Annotated in this window: 19 protein-coding genes; 10 read left to right on the top strand and 9 right to left on the bottom strand. The window is 43.2% G+C overall.

Annotation, left to right across the window (positions count from 1 at the left end; translation table 11 throughout):
• Window positions 1-140: 140 nt before the first annotated feature.
• Window positions 141-710 carry an elongation factor P gene (gene efp, locus NI468_RS04900; RefSeq protein WP_004279747.1) on the bottom strand — a complete coding sequence of 190 codons (570 nt, stop codon included), beginning with the start codon at window positions 708-710 and terminating at the stop codon, window positions 141-143.
• A gap of 382 nt (window positions 711-1092) precedes the next feature.
• Here efp and epmB point away from each other — a divergent pair, with 382 nt between their 5' ends.
• Genes epmB through NI468_RS04915 form a run of 3 tightly spaced genes read left to right on the top strand, consistent with a single transcriptional unit; the run spans window position 1093 to window position 6017 of the window.
• A complete protein-coding gene (gene epmB / locus NI468_RS04905; protein ID WP_253100362.1) occupies window positions 1093-2115 on the top strand; it encodes an EF-P beta-lysylation protein EpmB in 1023 nt (340 codons plus the stop codon).
• Between the two features lie 9 nt (window positions 2116-2124).
• A complete protein-coding gene (locus tag NI468_RS04910; protein ID WP_253100365.1) occupies window positions 2125-3870 on the top strand; it encodes a GTPase in 1746 nt (581 codons plus the stop codon).
• A complete protein-coding gene (locus NI468_RS04915; protein ID WP_222112003.1) occupies window positions 3852-6017 on the top strand; it encodes an EAL domain-containing protein in 2166 nt (721 codons plus the stop codon). The genes NI468_RS04910 and NI468_RS04915 overlap by 19 nt, the downstream gene beginning before the upstream one ends.
• Before the next feature lie 100 nt (window positions 6018-6117).
• On the opposite strand, the gene rpmE is transcribed toward NI468_RS04915, so the two are convergent.
• The 4 genes from rpmE to NI468_RS04935 form a co-directional block, all read right to left on the bottom strand.
• On the bottom strand, window positions 6118-6342 hold the full coding sequence (gene rpmE, locus NI468_RS04920; RefSeq protein WP_004279743.1) for a 50S ribosomal protein L31: 225 nt from the start codon (window positions 6340-6342) through the stop codon (window positions 6118-6120).
• Window positions 6343-6537: 195 nt separating this feature from the next.
• On the bottom strand, window positions 6538-7518 hold the full coding sequence (locus NI468_RS04925) for a bile acid:sodium symporter family protein (protein ID WP_005107352.1): 981 nt from the start codon (window positions 7516-7518) through the stop codon (window positions 6538-6540).
• A 144-nt stretch (window positions 7519-7662) separates the two neighbouring features.
• A complete protein-coding gene (gene gloA / locus NI468_RS04930) occupies window positions 7663-8064 on the bottom strand; it encodes a lactoylglutathione lyase (RefSeq protein WP_004279741.1) in 402 nt (133 codons plus the stop codon).
• Window position 8065: 1 nt separating this feature from the next.
• Window positions 8066-10234: an AmpG family muropeptide MFS transporter gene (locus NI468_RS04935; RefSeq protein ID WP_253100368.1), complete on the bottom strand. Its 2169-nt coding sequence runs from the start codon at window positions 10232-10234 to the stop codon at window positions 8066-8068.
• Window positions 10235-10431: 197 nt separating this feature from the next.
• Between NI468_RS04935 and NI468_RS04940 the strand changes: the two genes are divergently transcribed.
• Window positions 10432-13059, top strand: coding sequence for a Lon protease family protein (locus NI468_RS04940; protein WP_418655172.1), 2628 nt, complete (start codon window positions 10432-10434; stop codon window positions 13057-13059).
• Between the two features lie 88 nt (window positions 13060-13147).
• On the opposite strand, the gene grxD is transcribed toward NI468_RS04940, so the two are convergent.
• Window positions 13148-13489: a Grx4 family monothiol glutaredoxin gene (gene grxD / locus NI468_RS04945; RefSeq protein ID WP_004279738.1), complete on the bottom strand. Its 342-nt coding sequence runs from the start codon at window positions 13487-13489 to the stop codon at window positions 13148-13150.
• A 160-nt stretch (window positions 13490-13649) separates the two neighbouring features.
• On the opposite strand from grxD, the gene NI468_RS04950 reads away from it, so the two are divergent.
• On the top strand, window positions 13650-14861 hold the full coding sequence (locus NI468_RS04950) for an aspartate aminotransferase family protein (RefSeq protein ID WP_005104581.1): 1212 nt from the start codon (window positions 13650-13652) through the stop codon (window positions 14859-14861).
• Window positions 14862-14920: 59 nt separating this feature from the next.
• Here the strand turns inward: NI468_RS04950 and NI468_RS04955 are convergent, their stop codons facing one another.
• From NI468_RS04955 to surE, 3 genes are all read right to left on the bottom strand, one after another.
• Window positions 14921-15850, bottom strand: coding sequence for a LysR family transcriptional regulator (locus NI468_RS04955; protein WP_044112899.1), 930 nt, complete (start codon window positions 15848-15850; stop codon window positions 14921-14923).
• Window positions 15851-15941: 91 nt separating this feature from the next.
• Window positions 15942-16772, bottom strand: a complete 831-nt coding sequence (locus tag NI468_RS04960) for a peptidoglycan DD-metalloendopeptidase family protein (protein ID WP_253100371.1) — start codon at window positions 16770-16772, stop codon at window positions 15942-15944.
• A gap of 94 nt (window positions 16773-16866) precedes the next feature.
• Window positions 16867-17655 carry a 5'/3'-nucleotidase SurE gene (gene surE / locus NI468_RS04965; protein WP_004279734.1) on the bottom strand — a complete coding sequence of 263 codons (789 nt, stop codon included), beginning with the start codon at window positions 17653-17655 and terminating at the stop codon, window positions 16867-16869.
• 111 nt (window positions 17656-17766) lie between these two features.
• Here surE and NI468_RS04970 point away from each other — a divergent pair, with 111 nt between their 5' ends.
• The 5 genes from NI468_RS04970 (at window position 17767) to NI468_RS04990 (ending at window position 20846) form a co-directional block, all read left to right on the top strand.
• On the top strand, window positions 17767-18138 hold the full coding sequence (locus NI468_RS04970) for an MCR_0457 family protein (protein WP_004279733.1): 372 nt from the start codon (window positions 17767-17769) through the stop codon (window positions 18136-18138).
• A 161-nt stretch (window positions 18139-18299) separates the two neighbouring features.
• Window positions 18300-18680, top strand: coding sequence for an MCR_0457 family protein (locus tag NI468_RS04975; RefSeq protein ID WP_005104587.1), 381 nt, complete (start codon window positions 18300-18302; stop codon window positions 18678-18680).
• Window positions 18681-18808: 128 nt separating this feature from the next.
• The gene (gene dacC / locus NI468_RS04980) at window positions 18809-19957 is read left to right on the top strand and encodes a D-alanyl-D-alanine carboxypeptidase PBP5/6 (protein ID WP_004279731.1); all 1149 of its coding nucleotides are present in this window, start codon (window positions 18809-18811) and stop codon (window positions 19955-19957) included.
• Window positions 19958-20068: 111 nt separating this feature from the next.
• Entirely contained in the window at window positions 20069-20602 is a 534-nt protein-coding gene (locus NI468_RS04985) for a gamma carbonic anhydrase family protein (protein ID WP_253100375.1), read from the top strand.
• Window positions 20603-20681: 79 nt separating this feature from the next.
• Window positions 20682-20846 (top strand): hypothetical protein, encoded by a 165-nt coding sequence (locus NI468_RS04990; protein ID WP_247144156.1) that lies wholly within the window; start codon window positions 20682-20684, stop codon window positions 20844-20846.
• Window positions 20847-21311 lie beyond the last annotated feature (465 nt).

Below are 21311 nucleotides of genomic sequence, written 5' to 3' on the forward strand. Positions count from 1 at the left end.
AGCGTGATTGTTGTTGTTCGAGGTACTGCTGTTTTCCCTTGCGACTTTACGCCTGTTCTTTTGCTTTTCCTCTAAGACTTTGGCATAAAAAAAGGGATGATTTAAATCATCCCTCTCGATAATAGTCTATTTTCAAACCATTATGCACGTTCTAAATAGTCACCAGTACGGGTATCTACACGAACGCTTTCTTCTTGCTGTACGAATAATGGAACACGTACTACAGCACCTGTTTCAAGTTTCGCTGGCTTACCGCCACCGCCAGAAGTATCACCACGAACACCTGGATCAGTTTCAACGATTTTAAGTACGACGAAGTTCGGTGGAGTCACGTTTAAAGGCACGCCATTGAACAACATGATGGTACATTTTTCATTTGAATCGTCTTTTAACCATTTTGCAGCATCGCTCATTGCTGTTTTATCAGCTGCGATCTGTTCAAAGGTAACAGGATCCATGAAGTTCCACATTTCGCCATCGTTGTACAAGTATTCCATTTCTACTTCAACGATATCAGCCGCTTCTAGGTTCTCGCCTGATTTGAAAGTTTTTTCCAGAACTTTACCTGATTTAAGGTTACGTAATTTTACGCGGTTAAAAGCTTGGCCTTTACCTGGTTTTACGTATTCGTTTTCCATGATTGAACATGGGTTGCCATCAAGCATAACCTTAAGGCCTGACTTGAAATCATTCGTAGAATAATAGGCCATGACTGGCGCACTCCAAACTTACTAACTTTAATCTATTGATGCTATGGGCTGTTGCGATGTCATTTAGCAAGTCTGACACGAACATTGAGTTGCCACATGCACATTCATTTGATGTTGCGTATTCTAAATGAGCAATACACTTTGCCGCAATGAAAAAATCCGCTTTCACCCACTCAGGCTGTTTAAGTTACAATCAGACATGAAAATCCTTTGTTTATTCATGTCTTGCTCAACGTTAAAATACCATCAGGCGAGCACGAAGATCAGCATAGCTTAATCACTCTTTATTTTATAGCGCAGTGGATTATTGCGCTTCCGCACAAACTGTTAAACTGTGCCCATCAGGCTTTGTCCTCTCACTTATTATTGTTAATCTTCCGGCATGACGAACTATTTATATCAAGAACAAAACTGGCAATCACAGCTCAGCGACCTGATCACTGATCCACGCGAACTGCTTGAAGTGCTACAACTCGCACCTGAACAGCTTCTCTCAGGCGCCATTTTAGCTTCTGAACAGTTTAAACTGCGCGTACCACGTGCTTTTGTGGGCAAAATGCAGACCGGAAACCCTTTAGACCCATTGCTTTTACAAGTGCTGCCCCATCATCTGGAACTGGAAGAACATCTAGGATTTGTTACCGACCCCTTGGGCGAAGAACAGGCCAATCAGCAACCCGGCGTACTGCACAAATATAAATCCCGTTTCTTGCTGACACTGACTGGTGCCTGTGCTGTACATTGCCGTTATTGTTTCCGCCGGCATTTCCCCTATCAGGAAAATCTGCCTAAAAATGAAGACTGGATAAATATCAAGCAATATCTGGAAAGCCAGCCTGATATTAATGAAGTGATTCTGAGTGGCGGTGATCCACTAACCTTATCGAACCGGAAATTAAAAACCTGGATTGAACGATTAGAATCAGTACCACATCTCAAATTCTTAAGAATACATTCACGAGTTCCTATTGTGATCCCCAACCGAGTCGACGAAGAGCTACTTAGCATGTTAAAAAACAGTAGGCTACGTATTATTCTGGTGGTACACTCAAACCATGCATCGGAGCTGGATGACTTCACTTGCAAGCGTTTAAACCAACTGGTTCAACAGCAGATCACCGTTCTGAATCAGGCGGTCTTATTAAACGGGGTGAATGATTCTGCTCAGGTTTTAGTGGATTTAAGCTATCGCTTGTTTGATGCCGGGGTCATGCCTTATTATTTACATGTACTTGATAAAGTAAAAGGTGCGCATCATTTTGATTTGGTGCCTGACCATATTAATGAGATTTATACAGAAGTTTTAGCGAACCTTCCGGGGTATTTGGTTCCTAAACTGGTTCGAGAAATAGCGGGCGAGAAGAATAAGACACCGCTTTTTGGGGTTTCAACATTTTTGAGTTAAATAATAAAGATGAGCACGCATACTTCAGACATTTTTCAGACACCGACGGAACTTAAACGAGAGCAGTTGAGCTTTTGCCCAACCACTGCCAAGGCTTTGCAGGAATGGGTTGCGGGGATTTCGATTCTACAGCTGGGGAATTCATCCAAATCCCTGTTTAATGCCTTATTGGAAGTTTCTGAGCTGAAATGTACAGAAACCCTGCGCTTTGACCTGATTCAGGTCTTGCATCCCACCCTTGAAAATGTCCTAACCAGTCTGGAAAAGCATTTCGTCAATCAGGGCCTGATCACTTCCGACCGGAATGACCAGATCATTGAACTGGCCATGCTGCTGCGCAGTCATTTTGCCAAAATTTATATTGATATCGTCAAACGCTGTAATCATCAGCTGACGCATCAGAAGTTTTCGCTATTCTCTCTGGGCAAAAAGAAAAGCATTCAAACTGCCCGAATGGTGTCGATTTATTATGCCCTGCAACAACTCACCCTTCTGTTATATCAACAGCATATGCTGTATAGCACGCCAGGTCTGGGACAATGGCTGGCTGCCCATCAACTGCTTGAATGTGCCATAGACAACAATTTCTATCAAAGTAATATCAATCAGGTATTAGGCACCCAGCATGAAATCCAAAATATTGCACATGCCTATGCACAGCTGATTTTACTGGATATCTTCAATACTCATCAGATCCGGCCTGCAGAAATTCAGGGCCTGTATCTATGCAGTTTTGACTGGGCCAAACTGGTGCAGATCTTGCCGAAGGAAACCACGCTGTCCCGTTATGTGGTCGATGCCAGCAAAGATCATCCACCGATCTTTAATACCCATCAAGAGCCACAGTTTCAGCCGAGCTTCTATATTTCCACCCAGAACCTGATGGATCATTTAACGGGTACTCAAAGCAAAAATGCGCAGTATCTGTCGCGGAATGAAAAGCTGTTCCTGACCCCTGCACTGCATTTTCATATCTACAATCTGCTCTCGAACAATGTCGAGCGTCGTCATGAACGTTATGAATATTCAGCACAGATCAATATCTGCTTTGGCTTGAGCGTGGCGCATTTTTACCTGTCTAAAGGTAAAAACTTCAATGAAACCCTGGAACTCGATGCCAATTATAATTTCCAGAGCGAAAGCAGTTTTGTCAGCTCGATGGAAAATACGATTCCAAGTGCCTTTAGCAGTATCAAGGCGCTCGATCGCGAAACGAAACAGATTCATAGCGCTGAAGTTCTGGATATTAGTGTCAATGGTTACCGGATTAAATGGACTGGTATTACACCTGCCAATTTAAAAACTGGTGAATTTATTCTGGTTCAGGAAAAAACCCAGAGCCAGTGGCGTGGCGGTGTGATTCGCTGGATCAAGCAGTCAACGGATAAGAGCCTAGAAATCGGGCTGGAAATTTTGGCACAAGAGCTCTTTCCTTGTGCAGCTTATACCCGTACCGAACGTCATCATGTCAACTATCAGCCTGCCCTGTTGGTGAAAATGACGCAACTGGATCAGGTCTCGACCAGCCTGATTGTCTCTGGTTCACAGATGTTTAGGGAAAAACAAACCATTCATTTACGTCTCGGTCAGGAAGAACTCAAAATCTATCTGACCAAAGCACAACTGATTACGCAGAGTTTCATCCGTTTTGATTATGAATTATTGAATGATCAGGAAGAAGAGATGATCGAAAACTTTATCGATCAGCACATGAATGAAAGCAGAAATCATGATTTATGGGAAGCATTGAAGTGAGAAATCCATTATTGTCTAAAAAGTTAAAACGTACTGAAACACGTTTACTGATTATTGATGATAATCAAATTAGATATAACCAAATCCGTGATCTGCTGACCAGTAATGATTATCAGGTGGATGCTGTCCTGCTGGATGATCTGCAATCTTTTGAAAAACAATTAAATTTCAACTGGGATCTGATTATTTTTGGACGTGCCTACGACCTGAAATATGAACAGGCCTTAAGTTTGGTGCGCCTTTCGCAGCAACCTAATCTGCCGATGATTTTGCTTAAACCGGATGATTACCAGGCTGAACAATATGCGCAATATATCCGTAAAGGGGTATATGACATTCTCAATTTTGACTACCTGGAACGCTTTTATGTGGGACTGGTCCGAGCATTGTCATTTAGCCGTTTGTCACAGTCTCAGCAACATTTAATGACTGAGCTGGAAACAGCACAAATTCAGGCACAATCTTTAGTAGACGACAGCAACCGTGCTGTTGCCACCATTCAGGAAGGGATTCATATTCAGGCCAATGCGGACTACCTGAAACTGTTTGGCTTGCAAAATGAAGATGAGATTATTGGCCTACCGCTTCTGGATCTGCTCCAGCCTTCAGATTTGAATGATTTTAAAACCCGTTTCAAAAAGATTTCTCAGGGTCAATTTGATTTAGGTCGAGTCGAGATTCAGTCTCTGAATCCGCATGTGTCCGCATCTAACCCATTAAAATTGGAATTCTTGCCTTCAACTGCTGAAGAAGATGCAGTGCAAATTAGCATTGATACCCAATCTAAAACAGTTTCTTCTGAGAAGACTCCTGGAAAACCAAGCGTTTTTCAGTCACTTAAACGTGAACTGAACAAGCAGTCTGCACCAGTGAATGCCTTGGTCACTTTCTCTTTAAGTGCATATGATCCGGAAGTTCTACAGTCTGACTGGACCACTTTTAATGGGTACTTTGATGCAGTCAAAGAATTCCTCAAGGAACAGACCCATATTCCCCTGTTTAAACTGGAATATGATGTCGTTGTCGGTCTGTTCCAGGCAGACTCTAAAGCAATTCTTGAATCCAAACTGATCAGTTTAAATGCCTTAAGCAAACCGCAACTCATTACAGTGGGACAAAAGTCATTCCCTCTAAATTTGCGCTTAGGCTATGTCACGCTTGAACAGGGTTTGCAAGATGAAATGCATTGTAATACGCTGATTGGACAAGCATTCTCGACATCTTTACCTCAAGCAGAAGCTGTACCTGAATTTAAACTCGACATTCCAGCCTCACTGAGCAGTCCAAGCTCTTTAGATATGCCGAGTATAGACTTCAGTGTTGCTGAAACACCAGTTACCAGCTCAACAGTTGCAGCTGTCAGTCCAGCAGTCACCTCTATTCCTAACGCTACACCTTCTATTTTGAAAGCCTTAAGTGAATGTCTAGAACGTGGCGAGATCCATTTAAAGTATCAGCAACTCTATGATAAAGAAGATACGCGTTTATATACCTATGAAGTGACCAGTGGCTTTATTTTTGAGAATAAATGGCAGGATATCTCTAGCCTTTTAGAACTTCATGAAGATGATGAACTGTCCATTAAACTGGATCGCTGGATTCTGGTTGAGGCCAGTAAACAGCTACACAACTTTATTACCCAGTATCCTGATGCAAGCTTAATTGTCAATTTGAACCGTGCCGTGCTATTTAAAGACCGCACCTTCCCGGAATTTATTTCCAAGCTGATTACGATTATTCGCAGCAAAGTGAAGCACCCGCTAATCTTGCAATTCTCAGAAGAAGATATTTTACTGAATCAGCAAGATGCACAAAAATATCTACGAGTGCTGTATGAACATGGTGCGCTGATTGCACTTCGTGATTTTGGTCAATCAATGTACAGTCCAAATTTACTGCGCGAACTGGAACTGGATGGTGTTAGCTTACATTCGAGCTTAACCAATATGCTTAATAAAGACACCGAGATTGAGCAGTTACAGGAAAAAATCACCAGTTACAACGAAATTAAGCCACTCAATATCCTGATTCGTGAATTAAATGATATGACACTTTTCGCGAATGCCTGGAACGTGGATGCCCGCTTTATTCAGGGGAATTATTTCCAGAAAAAACTCGATCATTTGATTGATGTACAAGATCACTAAGATCTTGTACAAGCCTGCGCATTTAGGAAATCGAATGATAATTTTTTAAATTGCAGGCACAAAAAAAACGGGCTTAAAGCCCGTTTTTTCATTTTGGGTATTAACGTTTAACAGAACGTGACATACCAGCAAAACGTTGTTTGAACTTGTCGATACGACCGCCAGTATCAACGTTCTTTTGCTTACCAGTGTAGAATGGGTGGCAAGCTGAACATACGTCTAGATAAAGAGTTTCTTTACCAAGAGCTGAACGAGTTTCGATTACGTTACCACATGAACAAGTAGCAACTAAAGTTTCATATTTTGGGTGAATATCGGCGCGCATCGTCGATTACTCCATTAGATTCAAGAAGGTTTAGCTGTCATCGCTATTGATCACTCTCAAATGAGGAAGCAGGAACATCGTTCATGCAGATCAACACCACAACAGACCATTCTTTTGGCCCACCGAGACGGATACCGTCAGAGCTAAGCACAACAAGTGGGCGTCATTATACGTGAAACGAATTCAATATGCGAATTATTCTTCAGCTTCTGATCCAGCCTCTTTGGCCCACAGATTGGCAATAATCCCGCAGACCATCAACTGAATCTGATGGAAAATCATGATCGGCAGGACAATCATGCCCAGCGGCTGGCCAATAAATAAAATTTGCGCCATCGGTACTCCACTGGCCAGGGTTTTTTTAGAACCACAAAAGAATGCCGTTTTCTGGTCAGCGCGGCTGAAGCCCAGCCAGCGTGGAATATAAAGTGATAATAACATCACAATGGTGAGTAACACCGAGCAAGCCAGCAATAGCAGCAACAAGGTACTCAGGCTCACTTCATTCCACAGACCAGCCACTACGGCGCTACTAAAAGCGCCATACACCACCAGTAAAATCGAACCTTGATCGAAAACCTTGACGATTTTTGGCATTTTCATCATTTGTGGATAGATCCATGGACGCAGAATCTGTCCTAAAATAAACGGCACCAAGAGCAGCAGTGTAATCTGGATAATCGATGAAGTCGGATCAAAACCATGATCAGATTGACCGAGAATAAAAAATGCCACCAATAATGGGGTAATAAACATACCGATCAAATTGGAAAAAGAGGCGCTACATACCGCCCCGGCGACATTGCCATGAGCCACCGAAGTAAATGCGATCGAGGACTGCACAGTGGATGGCAGGAAACACATAAACAGGAAACCCCAATATAGTTCCTGTCCGAGCATCGGTAATAAAATCGGCTTGGCCAAAAGTCCGAGAATTGGAAACAAAGCAAAAGTTAGCGCAAAAACCAAAGTATGCAATTTCCAGTGCATAATGCCTTGCAGCACAGCTTCACGAGACAGTTTGGCGCCGTGCAGGAAAAACAGGATGGCGATCGCTCCTGTCGTCACCCAGCCAAAGACTTCAGCCGCCTTCCCCGAAACTGGCAACACACTGGCCAGCAAAACCATCACAAACAACAGTATCGTAAACCGATCCAATGCCAAGAACTTAAGCATATCCCTATAATCCCTCAGATTTTATTGTTTGATATAAAAATGCCCGGCTATCTTAACAGATGCCGGGCCCATGCTATGCACTCAGATTGATGTAATATTTTCATCTATACATGAATGCATTTCATATATCTCGCTACATCACACTTAGTTATTACGTGCATTGTTGTCTTGCTGGATCAGCTCGATCTTGTAGCCATCTGGATCTTCTACAAATGCAATTACAGTCACGCCACCTTTCATCGGACCGGCTTCACGCACCACATTACCGCCACGCGCTTTAATCTCTTCGCAAGCCTTGTAAGCATCATCAACTGCAATCGCGATATGACCATAAGCATTGCCCAGTTCATAGCTGTCTGTATCCCAGTTATGCGTCAATTCCAGTACGGTGTGATTTTCTTCATCGCCATAACCGACAAAAGCCAAGGTAAAACGGCCCTCTTCGTAATCACGCTTACGAAGCAAAGTCATGCCAAGTACTTCAGTATAGAACTTGAGAGATTGTTCTAAATTGCCTACACGTAACATGGTATGCAGCATGCGCATATTAATCATCCTTCTGTACAGATTGTTGTTGGTGTTCACCGAGCAGTTTTGCGACCCAAACCACCAGAATCAGGATCGGAATCCCGATTAGAGTAGTCATCAGGAAGAAATTCGGATAACCGATATTGGTGACTATAGTACCCGAATATCCGCCTAAAATCTTAGGGGTCAAAGTCATGAGTGAGCTAAAAATCGCATATTGAACAGCGGTAAAAGACACACTGGTCAAGCTCGACAAGAATGCAATAAACGCAGCACCAGCCAGCCCAGCAGCCAGATTGTCGACAATAATAGCAAAATAAAGCCACTTGTCGCTATAAGGTTTAATTACCTTACCACTGACTTCGACTGTATCTGAACTGCTGCCATCTACGACCGCTAAAGGCTGAATATCGAGATCTAGATTCTGGGTACTGGCCAAGTGATCATTGACCTGATAAACATGTATGGTTTGCTGTAGTGCTTGACCATCTTGCATCAGGACGGCACTGATAATATGTGCAGGTGACTGAATCAGTTGTTGTGCAGGAATCGCGGCAGTAAATACGCCTTCGCTTTCCAGTTTTGCATCAATATTCTGATCGTTGATTTGCAACACAATCTTTTGATTCTCTTGCAGTGCTTTACCGACATACTGGCCGCGCACTACAATGGTCTTGTCCTGTTCAGCTACAGTGAGGGTATTGTCACTGGTGATCGGCAGGATCTGTAACTGGGTGCTGTCCTGTTGTGCGGTCAAATATGGCATATTAACCTGCACTGGCGCTTGATTGGTATTATCTGCATTAAGATAAGCGGCTGACACTTGTAGCTGTTTGCTCTGCGCCAGCACTGCACTCGGTACATCTAGCTTCCAGTAACCCACTTCATCGGTCTCTGCCTGATAAACCTGATTACCGGCTTTAACTTCCACAGCTGCCAGTTTTTCACCAGACTTGACCAGGCCGATAAAAATCAGGTTGGTAGAACAGGCCAGTACGGCACCGACAAACATCAGTTTCATGATGTTCATCTTCTGGGCCAAGAGCCCGCCAAGGAAACCACCGACTAAAGAGAAAATCACCCCATAGACTTTGACCGCTTCGGCAATCTGCTCTTTACTGAAATTCAGGTCTTGATAGAAGACGTTGGAAATGACCCCGGCGATGATATCGGAAACCCGATAAAAACCGATCAATAACAACAGCACCAATGCCAGTTTTAAGCCATAGCGCCTAAAGAAGTCTGCAACCGGATTAACCCAGGTTTCATAGGCCATCTGCTTGTTGACTGCACCCATTTTCACCAAGCTTGCACCAATGGCAAAGGCAATCGCACCAGAACCAATAAAGCGTAAGGCTTCAAAGCAGAACAAGGCAAAAGTATCTTGAATGGTGAACTGTTCGGTAATACTGGCGACCAGATTGCCTGAATAGATATAGCTCAGTACAAAGCTGATCACTGCGACAAAAAACACTGCGACTAAACGGAAATAATCACTGCGCAGATAATGTTTAGGCACACGGTCAACCTGCGGTTCCCGAATGCAAAGCGTGGTGACAATTCCGACCAGCATTACCCCGGCCATGGCCAGATAGGTCCATTTCCAGGCATCGTAGATATAGTTGCCTTTGGCTGTGCCCAAATAAGCGGCCAGAAACAAGGCGCCAGCACCCGCCACGATCATCCCGATCCGATAACCGGCATTATAGGTCGCGGCCAAGACGGTCTGCATCTGGGTTTCCGCCAGTTCAATCCGGTAAGCATCAATCACAATATCCTGCGTTGCAGCAGAAAAGCCTAACAGGACTGCACCCAGCGCCATTTGCTGTAAATGAGTTACGCCCAAAGCCGGATCAGAAAAAGCCATAATGGAAATGGCGCAGACAATCAGAATCTGTGCAATCAGCAACCAGGCTCGACGGCGTCCCAGAGCCTTGGTCAGAAATGGGACTGGCAGTTCGTCAATGAGCGGCGCCCAGACGAATTTAAACGAGTAGCCCAATGCTGCCCAGCTAAAAAAAGTGACTGCACTTTTGCTGATTCCGGCCTCACCTAACCATAAAGACAGACTGGAAAAAATCAGAAGAATCGGGACACCGGCCGAAAACCCCAAGAACAGCATGATCAAGGCACGTCGATCTAAAAATGCTGTAAATGCGGATTTCCAACCCGTCGTTTGTGTTGTCATTGCTTTATTATTTTCCGCGGAAAAACCAATTGCTGCTATTCAATCCTGTAATAGCGCATCTTTCAACAAGATTTATATATTTATCACATTTCCGGTTTTTTATTTTCTGGCAAAAGCCACATGTTCGCTTGAATTTTCCAAGCAAATCTGTATACCTTAACGCTTATCAACGTAATATTTCGTTTTGGATTTCAACAGTGACCCAGAGACTCGATCAAATTAATTCTTCTATCGCCAGCAACAATACGACAACACCAGAAAATATCCGCTCAGATTTACTTATCTCGGCATTTGAACAAAGCGAAATTCACAACACCCTTGAGCATACCCGCTTAAAATCCACCCAACTGACGCACATTCCAAACCTAGAAAAAATTCCGGCGTCGACCAAACGGATCAAGCCCCTGAATAATTTCTTGGGGCAAGACCGCGCACGGGCTTCGGTCGAGGCCGGGATTGCCTTACCTTATTCAGGCTATAATATTTTTGCCGTGGGTACGGCTGGCCTGGGCAAACGCACTATGGTGAAGCGCCTGCTGCAACAGCATGCCAAAACCATGGAAACACCCAATGATTGGGTTTATGTCAACAACTTTCAAAACCAGCGCCAGCCAATAGCTTTGGAGCTGCCTGCCGGTCAGGGTCCAAAATTTCAGGCCATGCTAAATCAAAGCTGGCAAACCATTCTGAAACAGCTCGAACGCCGTTTTACTGCGGAAACCTATCACAACCGCATTGAAATGATTCGCCAGGAAACTGGCGATGAACAGCAACAGGCGCTGATCGAACTCACCAAAGAAGGTGCAGAACTCGATCTGAAACTGATCTCGCGACACGATGAACACTGCTTTGTTCCCGTACATCTGATTGATGACAAATTACAGGAAATGACTCAGGAAGATCTGAATGCGCTGAGCAATCAGGATCGGGCCGAATTGGCAACCAATATGCGCTATATGGACAAAAAACTGGAGCGCCTGGGTTTGCATCTGGGTGATCTGGAAGATGATGCACGCGACCGTGTTCAGATTCTGAATCGTGATATTGCCAAACAGGTGGTGGTGCCACGTGTAGAACAGATTCTCTCCAAGTTCAAACATGTGCAAGGCTTGGAACATTATCTAAAATATTATGCCGAAGATATTATCAATAATGTCGAAATCGTGCTGGAACAGGAAGAGGATGATTTCACCCCGGCACTATTCAGCCGCGTACCGGCACGTTATCAGGCCAACGTGATTATTACCCACAAGCCGAATAGCGGTGCGCCAGTCATCTTTGAAGATTTTCCAACACATTACAATTTACTCGGTCATGTGGAACAGCTAACCCAAAATGGCACGATCACCACGGACTTCACCCTGATTCGTCCGGGAACGTTGCATAAAGCCAATGGCGGCTTTCTGATGCTGGAAGCGGAACAATTGCTGGAACAGCCTTATGCATGGCAAGGTTTGAAGCGTGCGCTTAAATCCGGGCATTTAAAACTGTCTTCGCTTGAGCATATGATCACGCTGACCGGCAGTATTTCAATTGAACCGGCATCGATTCCATTGAACATTAAAGTGATCTTGCTGGCCGAGCCTGAAATTTATTATGAAATTCTAGAGCTTGAACCGGAGCTGGGCAGCATCTTTAAAATCCGTGCTGATTTTACCGATACATTACAACGTAATGACGACAACGAGCAGGCTTATATGCAGCTGATTGCCGACTATGTGCAATCGGATAAATTATTGCCTTTTGACCGTTCTGCTTTAGCCGCCTTGCTCACAGATTCCAGCCGTCAAGCCGAAGATCAAAGTTCATTGTCATTACATGCTCTGACGCTGGGCGATCTGATCCGTGAAGCACATCATCATGCCTTCCAGGCCGGTGACAAGATGGTTTCAGAAAAACATATCAACACCGCACTGGATCACCGTAAATATCGTCTCGGCTATTTACGTGAACTGTATTGGCAAGATCTGACTCGTGGTACTCAACTGATCGAAACCCGCGGCCATCGTCTGGGCCAAATCAATGCCCTGTCCGTCATTCATTATGCTGATGTCGAATTTGGTCTGCCTTCACGACTGACTGCTTCGGTGTATCAAGGTGGCGGTGATATTCTGGATATCGAACGCAGTGTGGAACTTGGTGGCTCTTTGCATGCCAAAGGCGTGTTACTGATGTCATCCTTCCTGAAAGCGCATTTTGGTCGTGAACAGACCTTACACTTCTCTGCTGCACTGGCCTTTGAACAAAGTTATGGTCAGGTCGATGGTGACAGTGCCACTGTTGCGGAACTTTCTGCCTTACTGTCGGCCATCAGCCAGTTACCGATTGATCAGTCCTGGGCCATTACCGGTTCCATGAACCAGCTGGGACAAGTACAGCCGGTAGGTGGTGTGAATGCCAAAATTGAAGGTTTCTTTGATGCTTGCAAGTTACAAGGTCTGACCGGAAAACAAGGTGTGATTATCCCGCGTCAAAATATGCAGCATCTGATGCTGCGTAAAGATGTCACCATTGCTGTGGAAGAAGGTCAGTTCCATATTCACGCGATTGATACCATTGATCAGGCGCTGGAAATCCTGATGGCACGTCCTGTCGGCACCTTGGATAAAAAAGGTCGCTATAGCAAAAATTCAATCTATGCCGCAGTAATGGCACAGCTGGATTATTGGCAAGCGATTGAAGATGGTGCCGAACTGGTCGAAGTGCCGAAGAAAAAGAAAAAGAAGAAGAAAAAAAAAGACAAGAAGCAAATCGTCGAGCCACAAACTGAAGTTGAAGCTGATGCTTCGACAGTTGAAAAGCCGGATGCAGCGACAGAGGATTAACTCTGACCTTGCTCCAGATAAAATAGAGATAAAAAAAGCGCTTCTCAATGAAGCGCTTTTTCACATCTGAACTTAATTTAATACAAAATTAAGCATCAGCTGCCGGGCTGTACTGTTCAACTAAAGGCTTTAATTCACCTTTTTGGAACATGTCGAGCATGATATCACTACCACCGATCAACTCACCATTGATCCAAAGCTGTGGAAATGTCGGCCAGTTGGCGATTTGTGGTAACATCGCGCGAATGTCCTGGTTTTCCAGAATGTTTACATAAGCAAACGGACGACCAATTTGACTGAGTGCTTCTACTGCACGTGCAGAAAAACCACATTGTGGAAATTGCGGTGTGCCTTTCATGTAAAGAAGTACTGCGTGTTTTGCAATTTGGTCACGAATTAACGCTTCGGTATCGCGTGCTTGTTCAGTCATTGATAAATCCTCAACTCATCTGTCTCGCATTATACCCAAATCCAGGCAAAACAGTATGTCTAAAGCAATAATTCCAATTTTATTTACAATTACCCTTTAAATCTGAGCGGGTTTTTGCTTATATAAGTTTTTCTTTCCACCTAACAGTTAAGAGTTAGTCATGAATAATATTACCCTCGCACCGGTACAAACTGATCAACCGTCTCATTTGATGCCTGTTTTTGGCCGTCAACCGATCAGCTTTGTCCGAGGACGAGGTGCATATCTTTATACCGAAGATGGTACAGAGTATTTAGATGCATTAACCGGCATTGCCGTATGTGGTTTGGGACACGCGCATCCAGTTATTGCCGAAGCGATTGCTGAACAGGCAGCGACCCTGATTCATACCAGCAACCTGTTTGAAGTGCCTTGGCAAACCGCTGCCGCACAGAAACTGGCTGAAGTTGCAGGCATGGAAGAAGTATTCTTCTCAAACAGTGGTGCAGAATCCAATGAAGGTGCAATCAAAATTGCACGTAAATTCGGTCATATGCAAGGCATTGCTTCACCAAAAATTATTGTTGCTGACCAGTCTTTCCATGGTCGTACCATGGCCACCCTGTCTGCTACAGGCAATAAAAAAGTGCAAGAAGGTTTTGGCCCGCTGGTTGAAGGTTTTATTCGTGTACCTTTTGGTGATATCGAAGCAATTGAAGAAGCGGCAATCAATCATCCGGATATCGTAGCGATTTTGATTGAGCCTATTCAGGGTGAAGGCGGTGTGAATACCGCACCTCAAGGTTTCAGCTATTTAGAAGAAATCCGTCAAATCTGTAACCAGCACAACTGGCTGATGATGCTGGACGAAGTACAAACTGGTAATGGCCGTACCGGTAAATATTTTGCTTACCAGCACACCAATATTATTCCGGATGTACTGACCACAGCCAAAGGCTTAGGAAACGGTTTCCCGATTGGTGCAGTGATGACTCAAGGTCGTGGTGTCGGCGTATTAACTGCTGGAAATCACGGTTCTACCTATAGCGGTACAGCACTGGGTTCGCGTGTGGTCTATACTATTCTCGATATTATGCAAAAAGAAAATATCGTCGCGAATGCTGCTGAAAAAGGTGCTTATATCGTTGACCAGCTACGCAACAAACTGGCAGATCAAAATGTCATCGTACGTGGTTTTGGTCTGATGATCGGGATTGAATTACCAAAAGAATGCGGTGATCTGGTTGCGATTGCACGCGATGAATACAAGATGATTATCAATGTCACCGCAGGCAATGTCGTTCGTCTGTTGCCTACCCTGAATATTACCCAGGAGCAGGCAGACCAGTTGATCGAACGTCTAGTAAAAATGATCAAAGCTTATTTAGCATAAAGCCCTAGCTTAAAAATTAAAAAAGCCGCTCTAAAGCGGCTTTTTTATTATTCTGCATTCTATGATGCGTTTTGTAACATACGTCCGCCAGAGATCTGGCTAAAATATTGTTTCAAGGTATCAAGACAACGAAGAATTTTTGTCGGTTGTTGTTCACGTTTCGGAATAACCGCATACAGTGTAATCGGTGGCAGTCTCCATTCAGGCAGAACTTCAACTAAAGTACCGTTAAGCAAATCCTTTTTAGCATCAAGATATAAAACCTTGGCAATCCCATTGCCCTGCAAGCACATCGATTTTGCAACCAAACCGTTATTGGTACTGAAACGGGATTTCAGTTCAAACTCGGCTTTTTCTGCAGTATTCACATGTTGAAAATGATAATACTGATGGTTTTTAAGATGTGTTAAAGGTAAGACCTCATGATTTTTAAGATCATCAGGTCTCGAAATAATGGTGCTTTGATTAATATAACTCGGTGTCGCCACCAGAATTTGCTCAATCTGCATCAATGGCACAACCTGAAGATTATGCTCATCATTTTTCTGTTCAAATCTTAGGGCGATATCAACCCGCCCATCCAACAAATCAACCTCATGATTGTTTGTTTCTAAATGTACTGCCAAGCCGCGATGTGCAGCCATCCAATGAGAAAGTGCAGGAATCACATGATTCGCGCATAATTCTGGCAAAGAAACGATACGCAGCTCGCCCACGAGATCATCACGTAATTCATTGATCCGGACTTTACCGCGTTCAGCAGCAGATAACATTTCTTGACAGCTATGGAAAAAAGCTTGTCCCGCTTCGGTCAGACTTAATTTTCTCGTCGAACGATTTAGAAGTACGACTTCCATATCGTGTTCTAACGAGCGAATTTGTTGACTGACGGCGCTGGTCGTAATCCCTAATTCACGGGCAGCACCGCTAAACGAGTTCTTCTCCACAACGCAAGCAAAGACACCCATTGCTCGAAGTTGATCTAACATAAATTTCCCTCTAAACTTATGAGGTGCTTCATCATTTGATAAAAGCAACTTATTGTATTATACGGCGAAATTTACACTTTGCATTATTTATTTAATTGTTTGGTAAAACTGCAGTAGGATTAATAGGTTTGCCGTCTAAGCGCACCTGAAACTCAAGCATGGTACGGTTTGTACCAGTCGATCCCATTTCTGCAATTTTTTGACCAGCCGTTACATTTTGGCCACTTTTCACATTCAATTTACTGTTATGTGCATAAGCGGTGATATAGCCATTGATATGCTTTACCAACACCAGATTGCCATATTCTTTCAGGCCATCAGCGGCATACACTACCTGCCCGTCTGCTGCTGCAAATACCGGATCACCGACATTGCCACTATAGCGGGTTCCCTTGATATTAGAAGCTAAATTGTATTGCTGAAGAATCGCGCCATTCGATGGTTTTACCCAACGTAGACCTGCTGCAGTAGATACTGGTGTTACAGGTGCAGATGTACTGACGCGTGGTGTGGTTTGTACTGTCGTTGCTGGTGTCACCGGTGCCGGTGTAGGCACTGCAATTATTTGACGCTGGATTGGCGCTGCCTGAGTCACTGCTTGGGTGCTGGTGCTACGGCGCGTAGTATGGGTTTTCAGGCGGATCGATTGTCCGACATAAATCCGGTACGGCGCACTGATATCATTCATCTCTGCGACACTGATATAGTTCAGTCCATAACGTGCTGCAATCCCACTCAATGTATCTCCTGAACGCACCGTATAGAAATCAGGAGCTGTTGCATAACGCGTTGCATTATTCACCTGGGGTTTGGTGGCACAACCGGTAATTACTCCTGTAGAAATAACAACGGTCGATAAAACGAGGGTTTTAATCAGGGTTGCAGGCGAAGCTACGACACATTTCGGTAACACCAAGAACATTATCTTCCTCTCTAATGCTATACGGTTGCAAAATTCCGTTAAGATTAGCAAAGTTTTACGGCAATATACTTGCAATCGCGAGTTTTTCACAAAGTTATAACACTAAGGACGCATTTTCTGCCAATTGTGTTTGTAAATTCCGCAGACTCTCATAATTGGTAGCATCCATCTGAATCGGGGTAATACTGACATAGCCATTGGCGACCGCAGAGAAGTCCGAATCAATTTCGTTAAATCCTGGCTTAGGGTCTGCGACTGCTTCTCCTGAGAGTCCAATCCAGAATACCTGACGACCACGCGGATCTATATGACTCGTCACCGGTTTAGACTGACGGCGGCGACTTTGATATGTCACTTTTTCACCCTGCAATTCAGTTACATCTGGAATATTGATATTAAAAATATGTCGCTCAGGCAGAACAGGCAAACCACGAGCAATAAAATCATGCACCCATTCGGCGGCCAACTGATAATCCTGAGGCTGCTGATAGCCACGTACATTCGGCCCACTCAGTGATACGGCAATCGCAGGATGTTTAGTTAAACGACCTTCAAAGGCCGCCCCGACTGTACCGGAATACAAGATATCATCTCCCAGATTTGCGCCGCTATTTATCCCGCTAACCACCAGGTCAAATTCAAAATCAAATAGCCCGTTCATAGCCAAGTAAACGCAATCTGCCGGCGTCCCATTAACCGCCCAGACATCAGGAGAAATCTGGATTGGGCGTAAAGGGCGGTCCAAAGTTAAGGCACTAGAAAAGCCACTGCGTTCACTTTCCGGTGCCACAATCACCACTCGCCCCAAAGGCTTTAGCGCTTGCGCCAAAGCCTGAATACCGGGTGCAAACACCCCATCATCATTTGAAACTAAAATATTCACTAAAAAATCTCGTTACGCTAAAAAATGACTGACTAGGACATTTCATTGTATTAGTGCAGGAATTATATATATTTATTGCTCGACATCCATCTTTATAATATGTGGCTCAAGATGATTAAAAAATTCTCTTTATTTAGCGCTCTCACTTTAAGCTTGGCAGCATTTATTTCCCCTTCAGTCATGGCAAACGATCTGACTGTTGAAGAAAACAATACCATTGTAAAAGAAGATATTGCATCAGCACAGGTTATGGCTGAAGTTTGCCCGGCAATCATTGGTCAAAATCCAAAATTTAACAGCACCGTTGAACAATTGATCCAGTCTTATCTTGCAGACTACTCAGATAAAGGCATGAGCTATCAAAAGCTACAGGCAGACAGTGAATATAAATCTTTACTTGAAGAAGCACGTCAGGGTGCAAAGCAAACCAGCTCAGACGAGCAGAAAACTGTCTGTGAAGAAATGCTGAACTACCAAGGCTAAGCCAGCTAAATTTTCAAATAAGACGGTGTAAACATCGTCTTATTTTCTCTTACAGATTTATTCATAATTCTACAGCTTCGCTACATTTTCCCACTTTTCAATTTCAAAAATAAGTTTAAGCTAAGCAAATTATTGTTCTAAATCCATTTTTTGAGTTTTCAATGAAAAATCCAATATTCCAAGCTTTAACATTCTGCGCAATTTCTGCCGCCACTCTTTTGGGAACTTCTGCATTTGCAGCCGATGAAAACATTAATGTTACCCCAACTCAGCAAGTGACCAAACAGGAACTGGCAGCCATTTATGTTCTTTCAGAAATCTGTCCAAGCATGGTCAAAGACAAGTCACAGTTTAATCAGGGTTATACCAAGCTGGTGACTGAGTATATGCCGGGCCAGCGTAATCCGGTTGAAAGCTTAAACCAGATGGCTAAACAGAACGATTTCCGCAATATTCTGGCCGAAGCACAATCGGATGCCAAGAAAGCCGGCAAGAAAAAAAATCAGGTGATTTGTAATGAATTAACCACCTATAACAATTAAGCTGCTTTTCTGCCGATAACTTACAATACTTTTGAAATAAGACCGGGTTTCCCATAGAAGTCAGCCTAGCTTTGTCCTAAAATGCTAGGCTCTTCGTGCTTACATCAAGATATAGGAACCCACTAGAAATGACCCAAAAAACTGCCCTTGCTGCATTATTATTAGTTCCTAGTTTTAGCTTTGCAGCAACTGTCCTATCTGCACCACCAGAATTGAATAATAAATCCTACGTGCTAATGGACTACGAGACAGGGCAACTTCTCGCTTCAAAAAATGAAAATGAAAAATTAGCCCCTGCTTCAATGACCAAGATGATGACCAGTTACATCATCGAACAAAAACTATTGAGCGGTGAACTCACTGAAGATGAACAAGTGCGCATGAACGAGTCAGCATGGTGTCGCGGCAGTAGCGCGGAATCATGTATGTATGTACCTTTAAATGGTACGGCAACTGCACTTGAAATGCTTCGCGGGATTATTATTCAATCAGGGAATGATGCATCGAAAGCCATGGCTGAACATATTGCAGGGAACGAGGGTACCTTTGCACATATGATGAACCAGGAAGCTAAACGTATTGGCATGACCAATACCAGCTTCGTGAACTCAACCGGTATGCCGGCTGAAGGTCATTATTCAACTGCCAAAGATATGGCAACGCTGGCACAACACATCATTAAAGACAGTTCTAAATATTATCCGATTTATGCGGAAAAAGAATTTACCTTTAATGGCATCAAGCAAGGTAACCGTAATGCCCTGCTATATACTGACCCGAGTGTAGATGGTTTAAAAACTGGCCATACTGATGAAGCTGGTTATTGTTTGACCACCTCTTCAAAACGTGGACCTACACGTTTGATTTCAGTGATTTTTGGTGCACCAACCATGCAGGAACGTGCGACACAAACACGTGAATTGCTGGCTTGGGGTTATGCAAACTTTGAAACCAAAAATGTTCAACCTGCCAAACAGGTACTTGCCAAAGCCAAAGTTTGGTTTGGTAAGGAAGATGAAGTTCAGATCGGTCTTGCGGAAAACTTTAACGTGACCATGCCAAAAGGTCAGGCTAATGCGATTAAAACCCAGCTGGTGGTTCAACCTAAACTGACTGCACCTTTACAGCCTGGTCAGGTCGTAGGTAAATACGTAGCGACTCTGGATGGTAAAGTAATTTCAGAAAAACCATTGGTGGCTTTAAACGCGGTTGAAGAAGCTGGTTTCTTCGCACGTATGCTCGACCACATTAAACAGTTCTTCTCAAACTTGTTCTAAGTTTAAATAAACTGTTTTAGTCCCGGACTAAGACCAAAGCACTCATTCAGATGGGTGCTTTTTATTTTATACTATGCACATGATCCTTAAACTTTTAATGAGCAGATCACCATGAGCCAAAACATTCGTTCTTATTTAGACACGACTCCAGAAATTGATAAATCGTGTTATATCGATCCGATGGGAATCGTGGTCGGCGATGTGGTCTTGGCTGAAAATGTTTCTGTCTGGCCTTTTGCCGTGATTCGTGGTGATGTTAATTCAATCCGGATTGGTAAAAATTCGAATGTTCAGGATCATGCCATGTTGCATGTCAGTCATAAAAAAGCCGATAAACCGAATGGTTCGCCTTTGATCATTGGTGAAGATGTCACGATTGGCCATCATGTGACATTGCATGGTTGTACGATTGGTAATCGTGTACTAATTGGGATTAACAGCATTATTCTGGATGATGTCATCATTCCGAATGATGTGATGATTGGTGCAGGTACGCTAGTTCCACCTGGAAAAGTTTTGGAAAGTGGTTGGCTCTATGTTGGTAGCCCGGCAAAAAAAGCACGTCCGCTCACTGAAAAAGAAATGGCATTCTTGCCTTATTCTGCACAGAATTATGTAAAAGTCTCTCGAAATTATCTTGGGTAAATCAAAATAAACAGATCTCTTTATTTTAATCCTTTGGTTTAATTCTTGCTTTAAAACAAGCATAACTCGAAGGATTAAAATGTTTATTGCGGTTTACCGTTTCAAAATTAAACCAGCGACAAAGGAAGCTTTCATTCAGGCATGGAAAACGCATATGGAGGGCATTTATCTGGTTTTAGGTTCTCTCGGCTCTCGCCTGCATAAAGAAGAAAAGACTGGTGATTATATTGGTTATGCTCAATGACCAAACAAAACACATTGAGAAAATGCCGACTTTAACCACCTCAATTCAGAAGAATATTTAAAGTATAAAAAAGCAGGTGAAGTGATGTGTAAGACTATTATTTCAAGCGATACTATTTTGGAATTAGATGTCGAAGCAGATTATTTACAATCAAGAACGTTTCTTTTTGAATAATTTTTAAAGAGAGGCATATTTTAATTCTACTTATCAGACATGAACATGATAAAAAATATTTCTAAAGTGTTTACTGCTTATATTATTTAATATGACGGATTTAAAAAAATCAAATGGATCAATACGTAATATGTTGAGGCTATTTGTTCCTGCATTTATGTCTGTGATAATTGAGTTAATATAAACATTTAAAAAATTATTAGGGTCTGTTGACATTTACTGTTCATAATTAACCCTATAAAGGTAGCCATAAAAATATACAGGCTAAAGCAACAGAACTTTGATAATTTC

The organism is Acinetobacter lwoffii (assembly GCF_024129355.1).
GTDB classification, from domain to species: domain Bacteria; phylum Pseudomonadota; class Gammaproteobacteria; order Pseudomonadales; family Moraxellaceae; genus Acinetobacter; species Acinetobacter lwoffii_I.

What these genes read in the sequence shown, in the direction of transcription:
- efp (WP_004279747.1), bottom strand. Translation starts at nt 710, where the DNA reads ATGGCCTATTATTCTACGAATGATTTCAAGTCAGGCCTTAAGGTTATG.
- epmB (WP_253100362.1), top strand. Translation starts at nt 1,093, where the DNA reads ATGACGAACTATTTATATCAAGAACAAAACTGGCAATCACAGCTCAGC.
- NI468_RS04910 (WP_253100365.1), top strand. Translation starts at nt 2,125, where the DNA reads ATGAGCACGCATACTTCAGACATTTTTCAGACACCGACGGAACTTAAA.
- NI468_RS04915 (WP_222112003.1), top strand. Translation starts at nt 3,852, where the DNA reads ATGGGAAGCATTGAAGTGAGAAATCCATTATTGTCTAAAAAGTTAAAA.
- rpmE (WP_004279743.1), bottom strand. Translation starts at nt 6,342, where the DNA reads ATGCGCGCCGATATTCACCCAAAATATGAAACTTTAGTTGCTACTTGT.
- NI468_RS04925 (WP_005107352.1), bottom strand. Translation starts at nt 7,518, where the DNA reads ATGCTTAAGTTCTTGGCATTGGATCGGTTTACGATACTGTTGTTTGTG.
- gloA (WP_004279741.1), bottom strand. Translation starts at nt 8,064, where the DNA reads ATGCGCATGCTGCATACCATGTTACGTGTAGGCAATTTAGAACAATCT.
- NI468_RS04935 (WP_253100368.1), bottom strand. Translation starts at nt 10,234, where the DNA reads ATGACAACACAAACGACGGGTTGGAAATCCGCATTTACAGCATTTTTA.
- grxD (WP_004279738.1), bottom strand. Translation starts at nt 13,489, where the DNA reads ATGACTGAACAAGCACGCGATACCGAAGCGTTAATTCGTGACCAAATT.
- NI468_RS04950 (WP_005104581.1), top strand. Translation starts at nt 13,650, where the DNA reads ATGAATAATATTACCCTCGCACCGGTACAAACTGATCAACCGTCTCAT.
- NI468_RS04955 (WP_044112899.1), bottom strand. Translation starts at nt 15,850, where the DNA reads ATGTTAGATCAACTTCGAGCAATGGGTGTCTTTGCTTGCGTTGTGGAG.
- NI468_RS04960 (WP_253100371.1), bottom strand. Translation starts at nt 16,772, where the DNA reads ATGTTCTTGGTGTTACCGAAATGTGTCGTAGCTTCGCCTGCAACCCTG.
- NI468_RS04970 (WP_004279733.1), top strand. Translation starts at nt 17,767, where the DNA reads ATGATTAAAAAATTCTCTTTATTTAGCGCTCTCACTTTAAGCTTGGCA.
- NI468_RS04975 (WP_005104587.1), top strand. Translation starts at nt 18,300, where the DNA reads ATGAAAAATCCAATATTCCAAGCTTTAACATTCTGCGCAATTTCTGCC.
- dacC (WP_004279731.1), top strand. Translation starts at nt 18,809, where the DNA reads ATGACCCAAAAAACTGCCCTTGCTGCATTATTATTAGTTCCTAGTTTT.
- NI468_RS04985 (WP_253100375.1), top strand. Translation starts at nt 20,069, where the DNA reads ATGAGCCAAAACATTCGTTCTTATTTAGACACGACTCCAGAAATTGAT.
- NI468_RS04990 (WP_247144156.1), top strand. Translation starts at nt 20,682, where the DNA reads ATGTTTATTGCGGTTTACCGTTTCAAAATTAAACCAGCGACAAAGGAA.